At 33.4% G+C, this 19,712-nt stretch carries 28 protein-coding genes, 2 tRNA genes, 1 other RNA gene and 1 riboswitch; all 31 genes read right to left on the bottom strand.

From position 1 onward, the window contains the following. Positions 1–287: 287 nt before the first annotated feature. The 31 genes from OEI98_RS00325 to OEI98_RS00175 all read right to left on the bottom strand — a co-directional run bounded on the left by OEI98_RS00325 (position 288) and on the right by OEI98_RS00175 (position 19,643). Entirely contained in the window at positions 288–551 is a 264-nt protein-coding gene (locus OEI98_RS00325) for a DUF1657 domain-containing protein (protein ID WP_003869940.1), read from the bottom strand. A gap of 81 nt (positions 552–632) precedes the next feature. Beyond that, positions 633–905: a pro-sigmaK processing inhibitor BofA family protein gene (locus tag OEI98_RS00320; RefSeq protein ID WP_003869941.1), complete on the bottom strand. Its 273-nt coding sequence runs from the start codon at positions 903–905 to the stop codon at positions 633–635. Positions 906–958: 53 nt separating this feature from the next. Then, positions 959–1,231, bottom strand: coding sequence for a DUF2508 family protein (locus OEI98_RS00315; RefSeq protein ID WP_004399444.1), 273 nt, complete (start codon positions 1,229–1,231; stop codon positions 959–961). A 49-nt stretch (positions 1,232–1,280) separates the two neighbouring features. Beyond that, a complete protein-coding gene (locus tag OEI98_RS00310; protein WP_266038854.1) occupies positions 1,281–2,453 on the bottom strand; it encodes an HD-GYP domain-containing protein in 1,173 nt (390 codons plus the stop codon). A gap of 54 nt (positions 2,454–2,507) precedes the next feature. After that, entirely contained in the window at positions 2,508–2,891 is a 384-nt protein-coding gene (crcB, locus tag OEI98_RS00305) for a fluoride efflux transporter CrcB (RefSeq protein ID WP_003869945.1), read from the bottom strand. After that, positions 2,888–3,292, bottom strand: coding sequence for a fluoride efflux transporter CrcB (crcB, locus tag OEI98_RS00300; RefSeq protein ID WP_003869946.1), 405 nt, complete (start codon positions 3,290–3,292; stop codon positions 2,888–2,890). Before crcB (OEI98_RS00300) ends, crcB (OEI98_RS00305) begins: the two co-directional genes overlap by 4 nt. Before the next feature lie 61 nt (positions 3,293–3,353). Beyond that, positions 3,354–3,413, bottom strand: a riboswitch (Fluoride riboswitch). Positions 3,414–3,461: 48 nt separating this feature from the next. Beyond that, complete coding sequence (gene recR, locus OEI98_RS00295) at positions 3,462–4,061, bottom strand: recombination mediator RecR (protein ID WP_003869947.1); 600 nt, start codon at positions 4,059–4,061, stop codon at positions 3,462–3,464. Between the two features lie 9 nt (positions 4,062–4,070). After that, entirely contained in the window at positions 4,071–4,406 is a 336-nt protein-coding gene (locus OEI98_RS00290; RefSeq protein WP_003869948.1) for a YbaB/EbfC family nucleoid-associated protein, read from the bottom strand. 66 nt (positions 4,407–4,472) lie between these two features. Beyond that, positions 4,473–6,029 carry a DNA polymerase III subunit gamma/tau gene (gene dnaX / locus OEI98_RS00285; protein WP_003869949.1) on the bottom strand — a complete coding sequence of 519 codons (1,557 nt, stop codon included), beginning with the start codon at positions 6,027–6,029 and terminating at the stop codon, positions 4,473–4,475. 61 nt (positions 6,030–6,090) lie between these two features. Further along, positions 6,091–7,989 (bottom strand): HD domain-containing phosphohydrolase, encoded by a 1,899-nt coding sequence (locus tag OEI98_RS00280; RefSeq protein WP_003869950.1) that lies wholly within the window; start codon positions 7,987–7,989, stop codon positions 6,091–6,093. Positions 7,990–8,122: 133 nt separating this feature from the next. Next, an RNA gene (gene ffs / locus OEI98_RS00275) (signal recognition particle sRNA large type) lies at positions 8,123–8,389 on the bottom strand. Between the two features lie 19 nt (positions 8,390–8,408). Then, positions 8,409–8,502 (bottom strand) — tRNA-Ser (locus OEI98_RS00270). Between the two features lie 55 nt (positions 8,503–8,557). Next, a tRNA-Ser gene (locus OEI98_RS00265) sits at positions 8,558–8,648 on the bottom strand. 4 nt (positions 8,649–8,652) lie between these two features. After that, the gene (gene tadA / locus OEI98_RS00260; protein WP_003869951.1) at positions 8,653–9,099 is read right to left on the bottom strand and encodes a tRNA adenosine(34) deaminase TadA; all 447 of its coding nucleotides are present in this window, start codon (positions 9,097–9,099) and stop codon (positions 8,653–8,655) included. A gap of 121 nt (positions 9,100–9,220) precedes the next feature. Continuing rightward, on the bottom strand, positions 9,221–10,243 hold the full coding sequence (locus OEI98_RS00255; RefSeq protein WP_003869952.1) for a DUF1646 domain-containing protein: 1,023 nt from the start codon (positions 10,241–10,243) through the stop codon (positions 9,221–9,223). A gap of 56 nt (positions 10,244–10,299) precedes the next feature. Then, positions 10,300–10,788, bottom strand: coding sequence for a 4Fe-4S binding protein (locus OEI98_RS00250; protein ID WP_003869953.1), 489 nt, complete (start codon positions 10,786–10,788; stop codon positions 10,300–10,302). A 15-nt stretch (positions 10,789–10,803) separates the two neighbouring features. Beyond that, positions 10,804–11,829, bottom strand: a complete 1,026-nt coding sequence (locus OEI98_RS00245; RefSeq protein ID WP_266038846.1) for an NADH-quinone oxidoreductase subunit D — start codon at positions 11,827–11,829, stop codon at positions 10,804–10,806. After that, the gene (locus OEI98_RS00240; protein WP_266038844.1) at positions 11,826–11,951 is read right to left on the bottom strand and encodes a hypothetical protein; all 126 of its coding nucleotides are present in this window, start codon (positions 11,949–11,951) and stop codon (positions 11,826–11,828) included. Before OEI98_RS00240 ends, OEI98_RS00245 begins: the two co-directional genes overlap by 4 nt. A gap of 3 nt (positions 11,952–11,954) precedes the next feature. After that, a complete protein-coding gene (locus tag OEI98_RS00235) occupies positions 11,955–12,431 on the bottom strand; it encodes an NADH-quinone oxidoreductase subunit C (RefSeq protein WP_003869955.1) in 477 nt (158 codons plus the stop codon). Continuing rightward, positions 12,421–12,939, bottom strand: coding sequence for an NADH-quinone oxidoreductase subunit NuoB (nuoB, locus tag OEI98_RS00230; protein WP_266038841.1), 519 nt, complete (start codon positions 12,937–12,939; stop codon positions 12,421–12,423). The genes OEI98_RS00235 and nuoB overlap by 11 nt, the downstream gene beginning before the upstream one ends. Beyond that, entirely contained in the window at positions 12,888–13,016 is a 129-nt protein-coding gene (locus tag OEI98_RS00225) for a hypothetical protein (protein WP_266040737.1), read from the bottom strand. The genes nuoB and OEI98_RS00225 overlap by 52 nt, the downstream gene beginning before the upstream one ends. A gap of 23 nt (positions 13,017–13,039) precedes the next feature. Then, a complete protein-coding gene (locus OEI98_RS00220) occupies positions 13,040–13,924 on the bottom strand; it encodes a respiratory chain complex I subunit 1 family protein (protein WP_266038839.1) in 885 nt (294 codons plus the stop codon). After that, positions 13,921–15,795: an NADH-quinone oxidoreductase subunit M gene (locus OEI98_RS00215; RefSeq protein ID WP_003869958.1), complete on the bottom strand. Its 1,875-nt coding sequence runs from the start codon at positions 15,793–15,795 to the stop codon at positions 13,921–13,923. Before OEI98_RS00215 ends, OEI98_RS00220 begins: the two co-directional genes overlap by 4 nt. A gap of 10 nt (positions 15,796–15,805) precedes the next feature. Beyond that, entirely contained in the window at positions 15,806–17,269 is a 1,464-nt protein-coding gene (locus OEI98_RS00210) for a complex I subunit 5 family protein (protein WP_003869959.1), read from the bottom strand. Continuing rightward, positions 17,266–17,628, bottom strand: a complete 363-nt coding sequence (locus tag OEI98_RS00205; RefSeq protein ID WP_003869960.1) for a sodium:proton antiporter — start codon at positions 17,626–17,628, stop codon at positions 17,266–17,268. Before OEI98_RS00205 ends, OEI98_RS00210 begins: the two co-directional genes overlap by 4 nt. 4 nt (positions 17,629–17,632) lie before the next feature. Further along, positions 17,633–18,373, bottom strand: a complete 741-nt coding sequence (locus OEI98_RS00200) for an MnhB domain-containing protein (RefSeq protein ID WP_003869961.1) — start codon at positions 18,371–18,373, stop codon at positions 17,633–17,635. After that, complete coding sequence (locus tag OEI98_RS00195; protein WP_003869962.1) at positions 18,363–18,605, bottom strand: Na(+)/H(+) antiporter subunit B; 243 nt, start codon at positions 18,603–18,605, stop codon at positions 18,363–18,365. The genes OEI98_RS00200 and OEI98_RS00195 overlap by 11 nt, the downstream gene beginning before the upstream one ends. A 1-nt stretch (position 18,606) precedes the next feature. After that, complete coding sequence (mnhG, locus tag OEI98_RS00190) at positions 18,607–18,921, bottom strand: monovalent cation/H(+) antiporter subunit G (RefSeq protein ID WP_003869963.1); 315 nt, start codon at positions 18,919–18,921, stop codon at positions 18,607–18,609. Position 18,922: 1 nt separating this feature from the next. Further along, on the bottom strand, positions 18,923–19,174 hold the full coding sequence (locus OEI98_RS00185; protein WP_003869964.1) for a monovalent cation/H+ antiporter complex subunit F: 252 nt from the start codon (positions 19,172–19,174) through the stop codon (positions 18,923–18,925). Continuing rightward, positions 19,171–19,470 carry a Na+/H+ antiporter subunit E gene (locus tag OEI98_RS00180; protein ID WP_266038833.1) on the bottom strand — a complete coding sequence of 100 codons (300 nt, stop codon included), beginning with the start codon at positions 19,468–19,470 and terminating at the stop codon, positions 19,171–19,173. Before OEI98_RS00180 ends, OEI98_RS00185 begins: the two co-directional genes overlap by 4 nt. Next, positions 19,467–19,643: a hypothetical protein gene (locus OEI98_RS00175; RefSeq protein ID WP_266038832.1), complete on the bottom strand. Its 177-nt coding sequence runs from the start codon at positions 19,641–19,643 to the stop codon at positions 19,467–19,469. The genes OEI98_RS00180 and OEI98_RS00175 overlap by 4 nt, the downstream gene beginning before the upstream one ends. Between the last annotated feature and the right edge of the window lie 69 nt (positions 19,644–19,712).

The raw sequence follows: 19,712 nt of genomic DNA, 5'->3' as shown, positions 1-19,712 counted from the left end.
CTTCTCTATATTATCAAATTCTATTACCTTTGTCAAGTACTTATATGTTGGAAATTTATGCTATGACTATTCAATCTTACAAGCAACACATCATTCTTGCGTGTATATACTATATCACAAATATATATCAATAACAACATTTAAAAATATTTATTAAACCCAAATAACAGCTATTTAATGAATATATCTTATTATTGCATCATAATCCTCATTTTTATGAGTTTAAATCAGGTAAACATTGTATTAAAATAGAGCGGAGGCACAAGGCCTCCTTATAAATTATCTTTTCACTTTTTATTTGTGAGAACATTTTGTTGATTTTGTTGTGTCGCTTGCTGTGTAGCTTGAGACTGTTGATTTAGTTTGTTATGGGCATTTATATAATTTAACCTATTAGTAAGCATAGTGACATGTCTTTGCATATCTTGTTGCATCTGTTGAAACATTTGTTTTGCAGCAGGGTCATCTGTAGAGCTTGCAAATTGCGCATAGGTTCCAAGAGCCGATTGTGCGGCTGCAATAGCTTTTTCCATATCACTCTTAACAGTCATAATAATCCTCCTTTTATCTTTTTTACACAATTATTATTCCAAAAAGGAGGCTTATTTAAACTGTTTATTTTTGTAGTGATTTCAAACAATATGCTGCAAAATTATCAAAAGGATAATTCCTGGAATACCCAAAAAGCCTACAACAAGAGCAGTCACAGGATTTATAGCAATATATAATCCAAGAGATTTTCCTATCAAATTGATAATAAACAAAATTAAGCCGCCAATAATTCCATTTATTATAATTCTTAGCAAAATTTTTCTTGGAACTACTAATAACCATCCTAAAAGATAAAGTAAAAACAAGCCAATTAAGTAAGCAATGATTATATTGTATTCAATGCTTATATTCATACAAAAACCCCCTAAGAGTCTACTGTTATATTTATACTTAGGGGGAGGACAAATTATGATAGGAGGGACGAAAAATTATCAAAATTTATTCCCTCTTTTTTTGCTTTTTTCAATAAATATATGTACTTTCTCTTTAAACTCTCTAACCGATATATAGCATAATCTACTAAGTCAGGGTCTGTGACACTTTGAAAATAAATTTCTGCATCTTTCAATTCTTTTATCGTTTGTCTCACTTCATTTACCAATTGATAGTTCTCACTATTGTAGTCATATATATTTTTTGTTACCGCAATCTCTTTTAAATAATCGAAAAGCATTCCCATAATATACCTCCTCAACCGTATTATTTCCTAAAATACGGTTGAGTATACATCAAAGTACCACTTCTTTTAAAATTTCTAAAGACTCTCCGCTTACTTTATTATCTTTCACCGATTTTGCAATAATGTCTATCGCCTGCTTCGGTTCAAGTCCCTTTCTATAAGGCCTGTCTTCTGTCAATGCTTGATACATGTCACAAACCGCCACATGTCTATCAATCTCTCCAATTTCGTCACCTTTTAATCCCTCAGGATACCCGCTTCCATCTAATTTCTCGTGATGATTTGCGGCCCATTCTGCTATATCATCTATTCCTCCTATTTCTTTGAGTATTTCTTTAGTATAATAGGTATGAGATTTTATAACCATAAACTCCTCTTCAGTAAGCTTGTCCGGTTTGTCAAGAATAGAATTAGGTATGGCTAGCTTTCCAAGGTCATGAAGCAATCCCGCAATTTTTATTTTTCGAGAAGTTTCTTCATCATATCCTATCACCTTAGCCATTTCATAAGCTAACTTTGAAATACCTTTAGAATGGTTATAGGTAAAACGGCTTCTATTATCGATAATCTGTGCAAAAACCTCTGCTATATCCTCTAATTCATTAATTCCTATTGAAACCGTGTCTTTAGGTTCAATCCTTTTTAATATACTTTTTATATCAAAAAATTTATAATCAAGCCAAAATTTTTCTTGTCTTGTAAGGTCAAGTAATGCATTTGCAACCACGGGATTAAACATCTTGCCAGTACCACTTTTTATACCTTCTTTGATATTATTCCGAATATTATACTCACTTTCTTTCCCAACCGATGAGGTGTACCGTATATCAAATTGATCAGATATAAAAACAATCTGAGCTCCTAAAGGAATAGAATCGCCATTTAGTTTAAAATGTCCGCTTCCATCGTAATTTTCATGATGATATCTTATAATATCCGAAAAATTTTCTCCAAAGGGCAACTTCTTTACAATTTCACTTCCTCTTTCACTGTGTTTCCACCATTCGTCTTTGTTAAAATCTTCGTATATATCTCCTTGTCCTATATCATGTAACAAAGCAGAATAATACACTTTTTTTGTTTCTTTTTCATCCAAATTCAGCATCTCAGAAATCCTTAGAGAAATATAAGCCACCCTTCTTGCATGTCCCATGTTCTTATACTCTTGCACGTCAAGGGCCAAAGATAAAGCAGACAGCAGATTATTATAATTCAAATTCACATTTTATTCCTCCTAACTGATATTTATTTTCTACTGACATATATTATACACCAATCAAATCAATTTTCCCATATAATTTCCGAGATAATATCCCAATACTCCTCCTATTAGTCCAAATATAATTGTTAAGGACATATATATAAATGCATGAAAATATTTTTTATTCTTGATTAAGTCTACTGTCTCATGGGAAAAAGTTGAGTATGTTGTAAAAGCACCTAGAAATCCCGTTGTCAGAAAAAGTTTAACATCATAGCTTAAATTTACATTTATTTTAGGACTTGATAAAAAGTTTAATAAAAACGCACCTAATACATTTATAATAAAAGTTTCGATAGGAATAACTATCTCTCGGTTTTCCTTTATATGCCGCGATATTTCATATCTCAATATTGCTCCCAAAATTCCTCCAATTCCTACATATAGTATACTTGTCACTGTTCTTCCTCCCGCTCCTTTAGTAAGTCAAAAGTTTTGTCAGCAAATTCAAATCCTAAATAAGACATCAAAAGGCCTCCAAATATTGATAAAATTATATAACTTAGAGCAATATAATCTTTCCCTGCTTTTAATAAATTTATTGTTTCCATACTAAAAGTAGAAAATGTTGTAAAAGCCCCAATAAATCCTGTTGTTATCGCCAATCTCAAATTAGTATTTACCTTGTACTCATCCATAGTAAAATTAGCAATAAAACTTAACAAAAACGAACCTAAAATATTTATCATAAAAGTTTCAAAGGGAAATGCAGTGTGATACATCTTTGTAAAGTAAATTGTTATTAAATATCTTAGTACTGCTCCAAAAAATCCTCCAATCCCTATATAGATGTATTCCATGAAAATCTCCCTTTCTGTTTACATTTTTGGGCAATAAAAAGCTCCTATTAGGCCTTATATCATCCTAATAGGAGCCATCAGCGTTTCCGCATTTATGGCGAGCTCCATCGCCTTCTGTTATTTACTACAAATTTATTATAATAAAGTACAAATGAAAATGCAATACCTTTTACAATTCTCTTCTACCTTCAAGAGCCCTTGAAAGAGTTACAACATCGGTGTATTCCAAGTCACCACCTACCGGCACCCCATGAGCAATCCTTGTGACTTTTATTCCTAACGGTTTTAATAGCTTAGCAATGTACATTGCTGTCGCTTCTCCTTCTATGTCAGGATTTGTAGCAAGTATGACTTCTTTTACATTTCCATTTTTTACTCTGTCTAAAAGTTCTTTAATTTTTATATCTTCAGGGCCAACGCCCTCTATAGGAGAAATAACACCATGAAGTACATGATACACTCCTTTATACTCTCGTATTTTCTCCATTGCAACAACATCCATAGGATGAGAAACAACACATATAAGAGAATGATCTCTTTCTTTATCACTACATATGTTACAAACCTCTGTGTCAGTTATGTTATAACAAATTCTACAATACTTTATCTTTTCTTTTGCATCAATAATCGCTTGAGACAAGCTTTTTACCTCTTCCAAAGGCATATTTATTATGAAAAAAGCAAGCCTTTGTGCTGTTTTAGGACCTATACCGGGCAACTTTGACAGTTCTTCTATAAGCTTCGCTATAGAAGTAGAATAATAGTTCATTTTTTCACCTCAAAACAGTCCAGGAATGTTTAGTCCTCCGGTTATCTTTGCCATTTCAGAAGCAATCATTTCTTCTGCATTCCTTAACGCTTGATTAACCGCAGCTAATACAAGGTCTTCTAACGTTTCTACATCATCTTTATCTACAACATCAGGATTTATTTCAATACTTACAAGTTCTTTTCTGCCATTAGCAACTGCTTTTACCATCCCACCACCGACAGTAGCTTCTACAGTCTTTTGCATTAGCTCTTCTTGCATTTTCTTTATTTCTTCTTGCATCTGTTGGGCTTGTTTAATCATGTTATTTATATTAAACCCGCCCGGAAATCCGCCTTTTGCCATAACACTATAACCTCCTAAATTTTATTCTAAAAATATTTATATGCTTTTTTGAATTATTTGTGAAAATTATATTATCTCTATATCTTCACCAAAAAACTCCTTAACTTGCTGTACAAGTAATTCCTCTTCATTTTTTCTTAATTCAAACTTCAAAGGAATTGCCTTCCCAACTAGTTCTTTTAATATTCCTTCAATAAAACTTTTGTTTTCCGCTTTGCTCAATTCCTCCTTTAATAAAGCATACTCTTCAGGATATTCTACCACAATTGTTCCTTTTTTTAAATAAGGAATCCCTTTTTCTATAAAGGCATACAAAGCTATTCTTTCTTTTTTTATCATTTCTTTTACTTCAGCCCACACCTTTTCTAGATCTATATCCTCTTGCTGTACTATTTGCGATGCCACGTTTTCTTCTTTTTCTTCTTCTGGCGAATTTATTTTTTTATTTTTCTCTTCTTTTTCTTCCCTCAGAAAAAATTGTCCTTTTTCTAATTTGTCTTCTATTTGTTCTACTCTTGCTAGCAAACTCATCATATCGTAAGAAATTTCCGGCTTTATCAACCTCAAAATAGTCACTTCTAAAAGGGTTAACGGAGATATAGCATATCTAACTTCTTTTTGTAGATTTGTAAATTTTTCTAAAGCGTTAGTCAAAAAAGCTGTACCAAAGTTTTGCACTCTTTCTTTTACAGTTTCTACATCGCTGTATAAAATTTCTTTTAATTCCTCTCCTCCTGTTTTGTAAAGCACCATATCTCTCAAAATATAAGTTAAGGACTTTAAAAAATTCCCCACGTCTATTCCATAAGACAAAATTTTATCTAATTGTTTCAATGAAGCTGCTACATCTTTAGCATTCATGTAATCTAAAAGAGAAAATAACATTTCATCATTAGCTACACCTAACATTTCGCATACATCTTCATAGGTTATAAGGCCTTCTTTATAAGAAGCACATTGTTCTAAAAGACTAATAGCATCTCTCATAGAACCATTGCCATAAAGTGCGATAGTTTTAAGACCCTTCTCTTCAATTTTTATGTTGCTGTCAATGCAAATTTTTTCAAGATTTTGCGCTATTAATCGAGTAGGTATTTTTTTAAAGTCAAACCTTTGACAGCGGGATAAAATAGTATCTGGCAATTTGTCCGGCTCTGTAGTCGCAAGAATAAAAATCACATGAGGAGGTGGCTCTTCCAATGTCTTTAAAAGAGCATTAAAAGCCCCTGTAGAAAGCATATGCACCTCATCAATTATATATACTTTGTACTTAGCTATGGATGGAGAGTAAATTACAGATTCTCTCAATTCTCTTACATCATTTACACTGTTATTAGACGCAGCATCAATCTCTAAAACATCCATCGTAGTGTTGTTATTTATAGCTTGACAAATCTCACAAGAATTACAAGGCTCTCCATCTTTATTATTTAAACAATTAACTGCTTTTGCAAAAATCTTAGCTACACTGGTTTTTCCTGTTCCTCTTGTACCTGTAAAGAGATAAGCATGTCCTATCTTTTTTAACTTTATTTGGTTTTTTAAAGTTCTTACAATATGTTCTTGCCCCACCACTTCTTTAAAACTTCTTGGCCTATACTTTCTATACAAAGACTGATACATGTTTAACACCTCGTTATTTTCAATTGTAACAAAAAAAAGATATATTTCTACATCTAAAATTTTAAGAAACACTTTCAAATATCTGATTTTTTACTTCCTCTAGCTTTTGCCTCGCATTCATGTAAATTGAGATAAATACATCTACTATTTCAGGATGAAATTGAGTACCTTTATGTCTTAAAATTTCATTTACTGCTTCTTCAATAGTCATTCCTTTTCTATAAGCTCTATCAGAAGTCATTGCATCAAAGGCATCAGCCACACCAAGAATTGCTGCTTCTATAGGGATTTCTTCGCCTTTTAAACCATAAGGATAACCTTTCCCATCATATCGTTCATGGTGTTTGGAAATAGCTTCTAATATTTCTTTCGGCAGATCTATAGGCATTAAAATTTTTCTTGATATCTCTGGATGACTTTTTATAACGTTATACTCTTCTTCCGAGAGTTTGCCTTTCTTTAGAAGAATAGTATCAGATATACCTATCTTTCCTATATCATGTAATATCCCTGCAATCCTTAATTGTTCTATTTTTTCCCTTGAAAAGCCCATATATTCCCCTATTAAAACAGCATATTGAGATACTCTCATAGAATGTCCTTTCGTATATAAATCCTTTGCTTCCATTGCATAAGCTAAAGCTTCTATAGTCTTTATATAGACTTTTTTAATCTCGTCATACAGTTTGGAATTTTCAATTGCCACAGACACTGCGCTGGCAATAGATCTCAATAAACTCATATTTTTGACCGTATTTGCTGCAGTCCAAACTGTTAAAATTCCCTTAGTTTCATTTCTAAAAATTAAAGGCACTATCACAACTGAATAAACATCTTTAGCTGCAAAAATAGGTGTTATTTTTTCACTATGAGAAAACTCTTCTACATCTTTTATTTTTATTTCTTTTTGATTTACTAATTCATTTATGTCCTCTTCTGATAATTTAATTTCTTCATAGACAGGATAATCTTTTAATTCTCCCCCTTTTACAAGTAAAACAAACTTATGAAAATACGGATTATATTCTCTTATAGTGCACAAAGGTGAATTTAACAATTCAGCAACTTTTTCTACTATGTTATTCAATACCTCTTTTATGTCACTTCCCGATGTAAGTAGCCTTCCTACATCACTAATAGCCAATATTTCATTATTCTTTTCAGCTATCTGTTTTTTTACATAATACATTTCTGTAATATCTCGAGAAATGCCTTGAATGCCTACCACTTCTTCATCAATTTTTAGCCTTTTAACATGGGTTTCTGTTATAACCAATAAGCCTTCTTTGTTTTTAAAATTGATTTCTGAAAAATTAATTTTACCTTCCATCATGTTTTTCAAGATTTCTCTGCTGTCTTCATCTACAATTTCAAAAATGCTTTTTCCTATCAATTCGTGAGGAGTATAATTTAAATACCTTATAACTCGTGAATTGACAAATTCAATAATAAAATTTTTATCAGTCACCCACAAAATATCCCGAATATTTTCTACTAACAATCGATACTTTCTTTCAGAAATTTCTAATTCATGAGTCAAAGTCTCTAACTGCTCGTAGGAAGCTTCTAATTCCGCGTTAAACTCCTGTAATTCTTCATTTTGTTGTATTAAACTTTCCGTCTGTTCTTTTAATTTTTTATAACTTTGAGATAAGTCTCTAGCCATGGAATTAAAATTCTCTGAAAGTTCCCTAAACTCTTTTGAATCAGTAATATTTAACTGATAATCAAAATCCCCGCGAGAAATCCTTTTAACAGCTTCGTTTAATTTTTTAATAGGTTCAGACAATTTTTTAGATAAAAAACTCGATAACCCCAGCGAAATTAATAAAATTATTCCCCCTATAAAAACTCTATTTTCAAACCCTAACAAAAAATGAGCTAATGACAACGAGTAAACAATTACAGAAATTCCAAATAAAGTAAAAAATATCCGTGTATTATAATATCTTTTAAACATACTATCCTCCATCTCTTTTCTTTTGTAAGAATAAGTTCCCTATATTTATTTCGGCTAAAAGCCTTCACATTTTAAGTAAGAGTTATAAAAAATAATAAGAAATATTTTCCAGTAAAAGAACAAAAATAAAAGGCCGTACACCCAGCTTCGACCTGCCACCATAAGCGTTACATAAGCAGTTAGCTCCACTCAAGCTCCCCTGCGGCACACGGAAGTGTTTGCTTACCGCTGCTTCCTTCCGGACCTGACGGGGTTCGCAAATTTCCGTTGCGCAGGACTCAAGTATCAACGCCACTTACTTATGCCAGACCTTACAATGGTCAGGCCTCAGCCTGGGAATTCGACCCTGCTATAGCGGGTTGCAGGTTACAGGGCACCGCTACCTCCCCATCTAGTACGGCCAAGAATTACCTTTTTCATGGCGGAGAGAGAGGGATTCGAACCCTCGGTACCCCTTTTAAAGGGTACACACGATTTCCAGTCGTGCACCTTCGTCCACTCGGTCATCTCTCCACGTTTTACTGGACTTCAACCCATGTAATTACTCCACCTTTTTATTCAATTTTCATGGCGGAGAGAGTGAGATTCGAACTCACGAGGCGAAAAATTCGCCCACTCGCTTTCGAGGCGAGCGCTTTCGACCACTCAGCCATCTCTCCGCACTTATCCCCTTAAATTTTCAAAAAAATCTTTTAAAAGAGTTTTGCATTCCTCTTCCATTATTCCAAAATACACTTCTGTTTTACTTCCTAAATAGCTGTTATTTAAAATATCAACTACTGTACCTGCAGCACCTGTTCTTTCACTTTCCGCTCCTATATATACCCTCTTTATGCGGGATTCTAAAATAGCTCCAGCGCACATAGGGCAAGGCTCTAAAGTCACATACATGCTACAGTCATCAAGTCTCCAACTGCCAAGAGTTTTACAAGCTTCTTTTATCGCTAATATTTCCGCATGAGTTGTTGCATCATTTGATGATTCTTTTTGATTGAATCCTTTCCCAATTATTTGTCCATCTTTTACAATAACAGCTCCAACAGGTACTTCTCCAAGTTGGTAACTTTTCTTCGCCTCTAAAATAGCAGCTTCCATGAATCTATTAATCATACAGTCCACCGTAAATATGCATGCCCACAAAATAAACCTGTGGCTTTTTATTTGTACTCTGCATAAAGGTATTTTATCAGAGAATTATTTAAGTGTCAAGTATACTCCTACTTGAATTTATTTAGATCACAAACAATACAATATAATACACTATCAAAAGTATTGCACCTAGAGGAACAGCAGTTCGTGCCCATTCTGTACTTTTTATTTTTAATTTTCCCGCTGAAATGATGTTTGGAATATTACCTGGAATTAACATCCCTCCACTAATAAGCATTCCCATTAAAATAGCTCTTATCTGTTCCGGCGTCATTGATGGAGAAATTTCTGCTGCTGCTAGCGTAGCATTATCAACAATTGCGGAAATTGTATTTACCCAGTATAAAAGCTCACTTTTCATTTTAACAATATATAAATCAATTATAGGCTTAAAACCTGTTCCAAGTAGCTCTAATGCAAAAATAAAGACGAATACTTTAAAAGCTCTAATGAATACTTCTTTTATATTCTCATCTGCCTCAACATCTTCTGTAGGCTCACCTATCCCACTTTCTCTTTTTGCAAAAAATGTTCCTATTAATCCAAGAGCTAAAATTGCAATTATTATATCAATACCTATTAATCGTGCAAGATAAAAGAAGTCGGCATGTAACTTGGATACAACAATAGTAGCCAGTGGCTCCCCTACAGGCGTTAAAACAGCACCAAGGCCTATGGAGAAACAAGCAATGACAATTAAATTTATTTTGTTTTTTCTAGTAAGAGGCAAGTAGTTTACGACTTCAACCAAAACCAAAGAGGCAATTATTGCTGTAATAATGCTTGACATAAGCCCAAGTACCACGATTATAATGAATGCAAAAAGCCTCAAAGATATTTTATCTGCAACTTTTTCAACACCTATTTTCAATTTTTCTTTTAACAATGTAAAAATTAACCCTGCAATCAAAACTGCTAAAGTAATATAGTAAATGAGTGGATTTTTGAAAATATGGAAAAACAATTCTGCACTAAATTGTTTTGACACAATTACAGATATAATTCCCATTGTAAATAAAAAATATTCCAAATTGTGTTCTACTTGTTTTACCACAAATGGCAATAACAGAATAAGCACCAAAATTACAACTAATGCTGTTACCATATATTATACCTCCTACTTTTGCATATGTTTATCAATATAATCACAATGAGTAATTTTTATCCTAATATTTTCTTGGTTTTCCCAGTATTATACCCTATATCATCTCCCAAAGATTCATCCGGCAGAAGCTTAAATTTTTGCTTTATATGCTCTACCTCTTCCTTTGCACTCATCGATTTTACTGTCTTTACTTTGTATATATAATGTCTTGACATCTTTAATGAGTTAGTTGGACAAACATCTACGCAAAATCCACAAAAACTACACCTTCCATAATCAACAACTGGTTTTTTAATAGCTCTGCCTTGCTCATTTTCGCCAATAACTTTCATTTCTATAGCATCGAAAGGACATATTCTCTGGCACATTCCACATCCAATACATTTGTTTAAATCATTGGTATGAAGCCCTCTATAAATAGGCGATACGCCATCTTTTGGAAACACTTTCAAAATTTCTTTGGGATATTTTACTGTCATAGGTTTTTTAAATAAATTTTTAAGATTAGTAAGCGGGGAATATACACTCTTATCTCCCAGTGACATATCGTTACTTCCCTCCTATTTATCTATATCAGGCGGACAAATTGCAAGTGATGCCATCCACGCAGCTACATCATCTATTTTCATTTTGGGAAGATGTTTTTGCGCAAGCAGTAATCCTGCAGGAAGAGAAGGACCTCTAACCGCAACTCTGTATGGCTTCATTCCGCCGTCTGACACTACATAATATCCAAACTCTCCCTTTGACGATTCAACTTTTGCATATGCTTCTCCTTTTGGCACTTTAAGTGCCGAAAGATTTCCAAGATTTAGTCTAATCTCTCCTTCTGGCATAGTCTTAAGTGCCCGCCTTATAAGATTAATCGTTTCTTCAAACTCCAATCTTATTTGAATAGCCCTAGTTAATGCATCTCCACCTTCTTGTGTTATTACTCTAACGTCAAGGTAGGGGTAAGCTGCATATGGATCATCAACTCTTACATCATAGGGGTTACCTGATGCTCTAAGATTCGGGCCAGTAAGCCCATATTTTACTGCATCTTCTTTAGAGACATAACCTAATCCTTTTAATCTTTTGTGGATTATAGGATTTTCAAACAGTAATTTATCATATTCAATTAGCCTTTTTTCTAAATGGTCCAATACTTTATATAGTCTTTCTACAAAACCATCAGGCAAATCATTTCTAACGCCTCCTGGTATGCTAAACATGTGGTATACTCTTGCTCCTGTTAACCATTCGAATAAATCAAGTATTAAGTCCCTATCGGCGGTCATAATGTTCATAGCCGTATATAGACCTACAGCTGCAGCAAGGGCACCCATTCCCATTAAGAAAGAAGACAGCCTGCTCATTTCAAGAGTGATTGTTCTTAAAAATTTTGCTCTATCTGGGATGTCAACCCTTAGTATCTTTTCAATGGCTGTACAATAGGCTACTTCATTGGGATCTGGATCAGCAACACATATTCTAGGAACAAGTGCTATATTTTGAACCCACAGCTTCTGTTCCATTAATTTTTCAAATCCTCTATGCAAATGTCCTGCATTGGGTCTAACTTTAACTATTTCTGTCCCTATCATTTCAAGTACATAGCCAAAATTACCATGCATTCCTGGATGATTAGGACCAAAAAAAGCTCGTATACAGTTAAATTGTCTTTTTCAGCTATTTTGCTCAACATATATGATGGTGAATCCATCATATATCACCTCCTTATCTCGGCACCAAACAATCTTACAGAAAACTCTTTTGTATCAAAATCTTTTCTAAGCGGCGGTATATCTACCCAATTTTCCAAGAACAAAGGAGATAAATCTTTGTTTCCCTCAAAAATTATCCCAAAAAACTCGTGTATTTCTTGCTCATAAAACTGCGCTTGTTCCCAAAGATTTACTATCGTTGGTATAACAGGATTATTTCTGCTTATTCTTACTTTGTTTAAAACATGAATTTTATGGGTGTAAGACCAAACATGATAAACAAGTTCAAATTCACCTTCATCTATAAAATCAACTGCATTTATAAATGATAGATGATCAAAACCTATTGACCTTAAAAATACCAAATGGTTTAAGAGGTTATCTTTTTTAATATTTACACTTATTTGATTTGGATAAAGGTCTAAAACCTCTACTCCTTTTTGATTTAAAAGTTCTATTATGCTTTCCTTATCAAGTTTCATAATTCCCCTCCTTTTCTTGATAAATTGACTCTGTTTCGCTGCTTCCTAATATTGGGGCTGTTTTCCTTAAAACTCTATCCTGGTTCTTTTTATAGTATTCATAGTTTTCTTTGTATTTTTTGTACGCTCCTCCCTCGCCAGACTGTATCATCTCCATTAGCGTTTGCAATGCATCTATAACTGCTTCTGGCCTAGGCATACAGCCCGATACAGTAATATCAACAGGAATATATTCCGCAAGATTTGTTATGGTGTTATAAGAATCCCAGTAAATTCCTCCATTTACTGTACACGAACCAAATGCTAAAACCCATTTGGGTTCTGGCATTTGTTCATAAATCTTTATAATCCTCTTTAATGTCTTCAACGAAACATATCCTGTTACTAAAAGGACATCTGCCTGTCTTGGCGTCGCCATTGGCACTATGCCAAATCTTTCAATATCCCACCTGGATGTCATTGAAGGCGGCAGTTCCACTGCTCCGCAACCTGTACAGTAATGAAGCATCCATATAGATCTTTTTCTAAAAAATCTATCAAATTATCAATATAGCTTCTTTTATCATTAGCCTTTAAATCTTCCATTCAAATTGCCCCCTTCTATTATCTTACAATAATATTATCGCAAGCTGGACAACTGCAATGCTCATGGGAACAGTCCAGAGAAATTTAACTGCCTGCTCTATTCTAAATCTCGGGAATACGGCCTCAATAAGTACAGTAATTAAATATATTTCAAATTGTTTTAATACAAAAGTAAATACATTTGAAGCACCGCCCATAAATAAATTTACCATTATCCCCGTTTCAACAAAAATTGAAACTGCATGTGTCAAAAATGCAAGTCCCAGGTACTTACCACCAAGCTCCACCATAGGTCCTGAAGCTATCTCAGCAGGTGCTACCATTGCATCAAATGGTTTTTCTCCCATTATCGCTTGTAATGCAATTTCAGCTGCTAAAAATCCAAGCGGAAATTTAACCATATTCCAATTCAATAATCCACCTGCCTGACTTTGCGCAATAAGCTCAAGAGAAGAAGTCCCATTAAAAATTATTAATCCTAACATTACTGTAAAAAACGGAATTTCATATCCCAGCATCATTGTAAGTGCACGAGATACACCAATTGTTGCATTGGGATTTCCACTAGCAGAAGCTGCCATCGCCATTCCAAGATGTCCAATGGCCATAAGGTAAATTATTAGAATTAGATTAGAACTACTCTTTATAGCTATATGTCCAGCTACTGGAACAAATAGCATAGTTGACAGTAGTCCCGCAAGCGACATTATCATACCAAGGTCCATCACAAAATTGTGTGTTATGGACTTTCTGGCAAAGAGTTTTCCTACATCTAAAAATGCCTGATAAAATGGTGGGCCTAATCTCAACTGAATTCTTGCAATAATCTTCCTTCCTATTCCCATAAATAAAAGTCCAATAAATATTGCAAACAAACTGTAACCAAAAACTCTTATAGCTGCTATCATAAAATCCAACCTCCTAATATCAATAAGAGAACACCAATGCTAAAAAGCAACACTGCTCCTTCTCCTCTTTTATACAACCCTTGAATGGTTGGGCTTATATATTCAAAATTTTTACCTATACTTGAAAAAAATCTATCTATTGAAATTCTTTCAAAAAGCGGGTCAAACATCTCCTTAAATGGTTGGTAAAATGAATAAGAATAGTTAAACTTGTCTGCATCAACTCCCCATTCTATTGGGTTCTCTCCTGCTGTGTAATTATCATGCTGTGGTACAGTTTCGGATTTGTTTCCAAACAAATACATCAAAGCTGCAACTACAATACCCATAGCAAACATGTAAAATACTATTTTTAAATCTATCGTCGCATTTTTAAAAGACGAACTAAGAGTAGTCCAAGTAGCGATATCAACTTTATACCCTAATGCATCCAGTGCAATAGTTAATGGTTTCATCACAACCCCTGGTACCACACCAATTAGAAGCATCAAGCCCATCATTATAATCATGGGTATTGACATTGTATATGGTACCTCTTTTACATCCTTATATCTTTCGGGAAGTTGTCCTAAAAATATAGAAACAAGTGCCCTAAATAAATACATAAACGCTCCGGTTGATGCAAATACCATGGATATTACAAGAACAACCATCTTCTTCTCCATAAGCGCTTGTATTATCATCCACTTTGAGCCAAAGCCATTAAGCGGTGGTATTCCTGCTGCTGCTATTATTCCAAAAAGAAATGTCAAAAAAGTAATAGGCATTTTATATACAAGTCCACCTAATTTGTGCATCTCACTCTCACCCGTCCTATACACTACAGCAGCAAGAGATAAAAATATCGCAGCTTTTAAAACAATATGATTAACAACATGGAAAAGCGAACCTTCAAAACCTACTATACTCATAGATGCGAAACCTAAAAGTATATATCCCATGTTTGCCACAGAGGAATACGCAAATAATTTTTTCATATCAGTCTGAAACATAGCAAGTAAAGTCCCTACAACAGCACTAAGCGCTCCAAGATAACCAATAAAATATTGCATCCAATTACCTGCATTAAATATCTTAGGAAGTTGTAAATTCCCAATTACAGGAACTATGAATATTGCCATAGGATAAATGCCATATTTTATCATTACTGAAGACATAAACGCAATGTAATCTTCAGGACCTACAGCATATACTTTTGAAGGCCACATGTAAAATGGAAATATTGCCGATTTTATGAAGAATGCCATAATAAACAAAAGTAATATTGTTGTAAAAACACCTTCTGCCAAATTAAACAGCTGGATCAATCTATAAGCAGAAGTAATAATAATAAAAGTTTTAGTATATGCACCAAGCAGTAATATTGCAATTAACATGGAAGACCCACCAAGAAGAGAAAGAGCCAAGTAATATTTTGCACCATCTAATGCTTTAGTATTTCCATTGGTTATTGCGAAAAAAGATGTCCATCCCATTAGTTCCCACATCATAAAAAATGTTATCCAATCTGCTGCATAGAATATTCCAAGATTAGCAAATATAATTAGCATCCATATAGGAGCTACATTTCCTTTAGAGTTTGTATTAAATCCTATAGAAAATATAGCAATTACTAAGGTAACAACAGCCGAGAAAAAGGCAAAATACCATCCTAAAGGATTATTTGAAAGTCCTAAACTTAGTTTTGCACCAAATATTTGGTAATCAGTGTTTAATATATAAGTTAAATCCCACTTTCCATACAATGAGTAAAGTTTATATAATATATAGCCATTAGAAATCAGAAAAAGAAACCATACGAGCCGCTTGTTTTTTATAAAAATAGCCGATATAACTGCTGTTATAAGAGGAACCAGTAAAATTTCTACCATAGTCTCACCCTCACTTTAAAGGCAAAATTACTTGTATATATTTTTCTGGTGTATTCTGTATTTCATTTATCATCGTCCATATTATATTTTCAATTGAATTTGGATATATCCCTATAATCAAAATAACCGCCGCTAAAATTATTGGTAGCACGCAATTAATCCTTGATAATTTAGTGTCTTGAATATTTCCATCACTAAAAAATGTATGAGATATTCTAAGATAATAAACACCTTCAATTACAGAGGAAATCAGTATTATTATTACACCTGTAATGGCAATTTTGTCCATTAAAAGTGCATTTCCAACTATGGAAAGTTTACCCCAAAATCCTGCGAAAAAAGGCATTCCCATAAGACTTAAAGCTGATATTGTAAAAGCTATCGCGAGTCCAGGATATTTTCTCCCTAATCCTTTCATCGCGTTGTAATTTCTGCTTCCTGCAACAACAGAATAATTTTTTGCAACAATAAACATTATAAGTTTCGCAAAATAGTTTGATATAACTATATAAAATGCTCCTTTTAGTGCTTCATAATTGCCTAAACTTATTCCAAACAGGAATATACCAAGTTGTGCCATAGAGGAAAACGCCAAAACTTTAATTAAATTTTTTTCTGTCAAAGCTCCAATTTCGCCAATCATTACTGTTATAAAAGCTAACAATATTAAAATATTTGCTATGTTGCTACTTTGATCTGACATTACACCATTTTTTGAAAATACCATAAGAAGTATTCTTATTGCCCCATATACACCGGCAGTGCTAACCATCCCATGAAGAAAAAGATTTACTGCTGGAATAGAAGCATCATAAGCCTTTACAACCCAAAGGTTAAAAGGAAAAATCTTCAGTTCAACCAACATACTAGAAATAAAAAGTATTAAAATTAAAGATAATGATGCCTTGTTTAAATTAGAAATTTTGCTGGCTATGTCTGCAAAATTAAGGGTCCCCAAAGTCTTGTATATGAGGCCTATTGCTGCTAAGCTAAAAATAGATGCAGTTGATGATAATATTAAATATTTTAGTGATGCACCTGTAGCTAATCTATCTCTTTTGTACGCCACAAGTCCTCCAATTGCAAAGGTAGTAAGCTCTGTAAAAAGATAAAAGTTAAATATATCACCTGTCAAAACCATACCATTAGTCGCAGCAAGTAGTATAAAATAGAAAGCATAGAATTGGTACTCCATATGTTCCTTTATTGTTGTCAGTGAAAGAACTGCTGCTACATTAATAAGTAGTAAAAAGAAAATTGTGATATCAGTAACAACAAAGTTTATTCCATATGGAGCCCTCCAACCTCCAATTGCAACATTAAAGGGTATTTTCCCACTTACAAGGACAACTACAGAAAAAGATAAGTTAAAAATTGTAACTATATATGCAATTAATTTATTCACCTTGCCTAAAAATAAAGATAAAAACGCCGCAATAATTGGTATTACAACTAGAAAAACTATGCTATTCATATACCTCTTCCCTCTTCCTCTTCAGATGCATTTATTAAAATAGAATTATGAGTAATTTTGTATCGTATTGCCAATGCTAAAGCAAATGCAGTTGTTCCCAAGCCTATAACTATTGATGTAAGAACAAGCGCCTGTGGAACTGGATCTACCATTTTATTTAGGTTAAGTATACTCTCCTGTGAAGTTAAAATAGGTGTTATTCCATGATCAATGTATCCAAAGGAAACCAAAAGTAAGTTGATACCTGTTTCTATAATATTTAGCGCTATAATTATTTTTAGTAAATTTTTTCTCGTCAAAACTCCATATAGACCTATAAACATAAGAGAAAGGGAGGACAGTATAAAAACTTGCGTCATAACATCACTCCTCATAAAATTCAAAATAGATATTTGAAAGCTCAGCAGCAACTTTAAAGGCTATTAAACCATAAAATATAGGTATCAAGCCACCTGAAAATAGATCTCCTATCTTGTCATTTAATATAAAATTCTGAAAGAAGCTACCAGTTAGAAAATAGCTTATGATTCCGATGGAAAATATTGATATACCTGTTATTGCCTCTATTATTTTAAGGGATTTTTGACTTATTGTTCTCCTTCCAGTCAAAACACCCGTCAAAATAGCCGTCGATATAATAGCACCTGCCGGGAAACCCCCTCCAGGAGATAAGTGTCCATTAATAAATGTGTATCCCCCTATCATAAGCATAAGCAGCATCAGAATTGGCGCCCACCTGTTAAGTATAGTGGTAGGTTTAATTATCTTTCTCTTGTCTTTAGGAATAACAAAGCCAAAACCTAATATTGTAATAAATAAAACTATTACCTCAAGAGTTGTATCAAATAATCTATAATCAACAACAACCGAAGTTACAATATTAGCAGCTGTATCTTCAGCTGTACCTCCCCATTGATATGTGCTATTATCATCTAACACGTTCTTGTTTAGATATTTATCGGCCACCCTCATGGTAGGAGTTATATTATCCGTTATTTTTATTCCTGCTCCTGTATCAATAGCTACAATATATATATAAATTCCTATCACAAAGAGAATTAAAAAAGCAATAATATTTACTAATACAGATGTTTCATCTTTCATCTTTTTCCTCCTCCACTTTTTTGTATGTGAAAATAAATAAAGCAGTAGTTATGCCCGAGCCTATAGCCGCTTCCGTTATAGCAACATCTGGCGCCTGCATAAGTAAAAACATTATAGAAGAAGAAAGGGATACTATTGCAAATATAACAATAGCTTTAAATAAATCTTCAGTTACAATTGTCCACATAGCACCAAATATCATAATAACCGCAATAATTACTGATAAAAACATATTACTCACCTTCTTTTGAAAAAGCATTTTCTTTTAATATAAGTTTTGCTTTATTTCTCTTTATCGCTGCCTTACATATTGCATGTGAAGCAATCGGCGAAGTAAAAAGAAAAAACAATGCCATAAGAATTAACTTGGGGGCCCACAATGGTTTAAGAAAAGCAAAACCAATAAATAGTCCAACAATCCCCATAGTTGATGCTTTAGTCCCCGCTTGAGATTGATTTAATACATCCGGCATCCTATATATTCCGAGACCTGCTAGCGCTAAAAAAACAGCTCCAATAAGCAAGAAAAAGTATCCAATATACTGCATACTAAATTCCTCCTTCTAAATAACGAGCTATTGCTACAACCCCAATAAAAGACAAAATACCATATACCAGCGCCACATCTAAAAATAACCCGTTATCGCTTATAAAAGCAAAAATCACTATTAGTCCCGAAGAAATAGTTGTCATAATGTCAATAGCAACCACTTTGCTTTCAATTGAACTGCTCCTTACCAACCTTATAAAGCTTAATAAAAGACCGAAAATCACTAATCCTAAAATAACATTTATTATCATTCAAAAGCCTCCCTTAAAATCTTTTCAAAGGGTCCTTTTAAATCTTCAACGTTTTCTACTTTATCACCCTCAACCACATGAATGTATAATGTATCCCCATCAAGTTCTACAGATATTGTTCCTGGAGTTAAAGTTATAGAATTTGCAAGTAATGTTCTTGCTATTGGAGACTTAAGGCTTGTTGTAACCTTGAAAATCTTAGGCGAAATAGGTAAAGAAGGAGTCAAAACTATTCTTGCCATATTCAAATTAGCTTTGACAAGTTCTTTTAAAAACACGACGAAATATTTAATCAAACAAAAAAAGTTTTTAATTTAAATTTTTTTTGCTCTTTATCATATACATTAGCAATTACTGCAATCAAAAATGATAAAATAATTCCAAAAATAGTTTTTTGGGCTGATAGTGGCGCATTCAATGCAGTCCATACCAAAAACATCGCTACCCAAATAAATAACAAATTGCTCAATTAGTCACACCTCCATTTTCATTAGTATCACGTATAAAGCTCCGCTGTATCGTCGTTTATTACCGCCTT

It is taken from the genome of Thermoanaerobacter sp. RKWS2 (assembly GCF_026240795.1).
GTDB lineage: Bacteria > Bacillota > Thermoanaerobacteria > Thermoanaerobacterales > Thermoanaerobacteraceae > Thermoanaerobacter > Thermoanaerobacter ethanolicus.
This window is presented reverse-complemented; position numbering and strand designations above follow the sequence as displayed.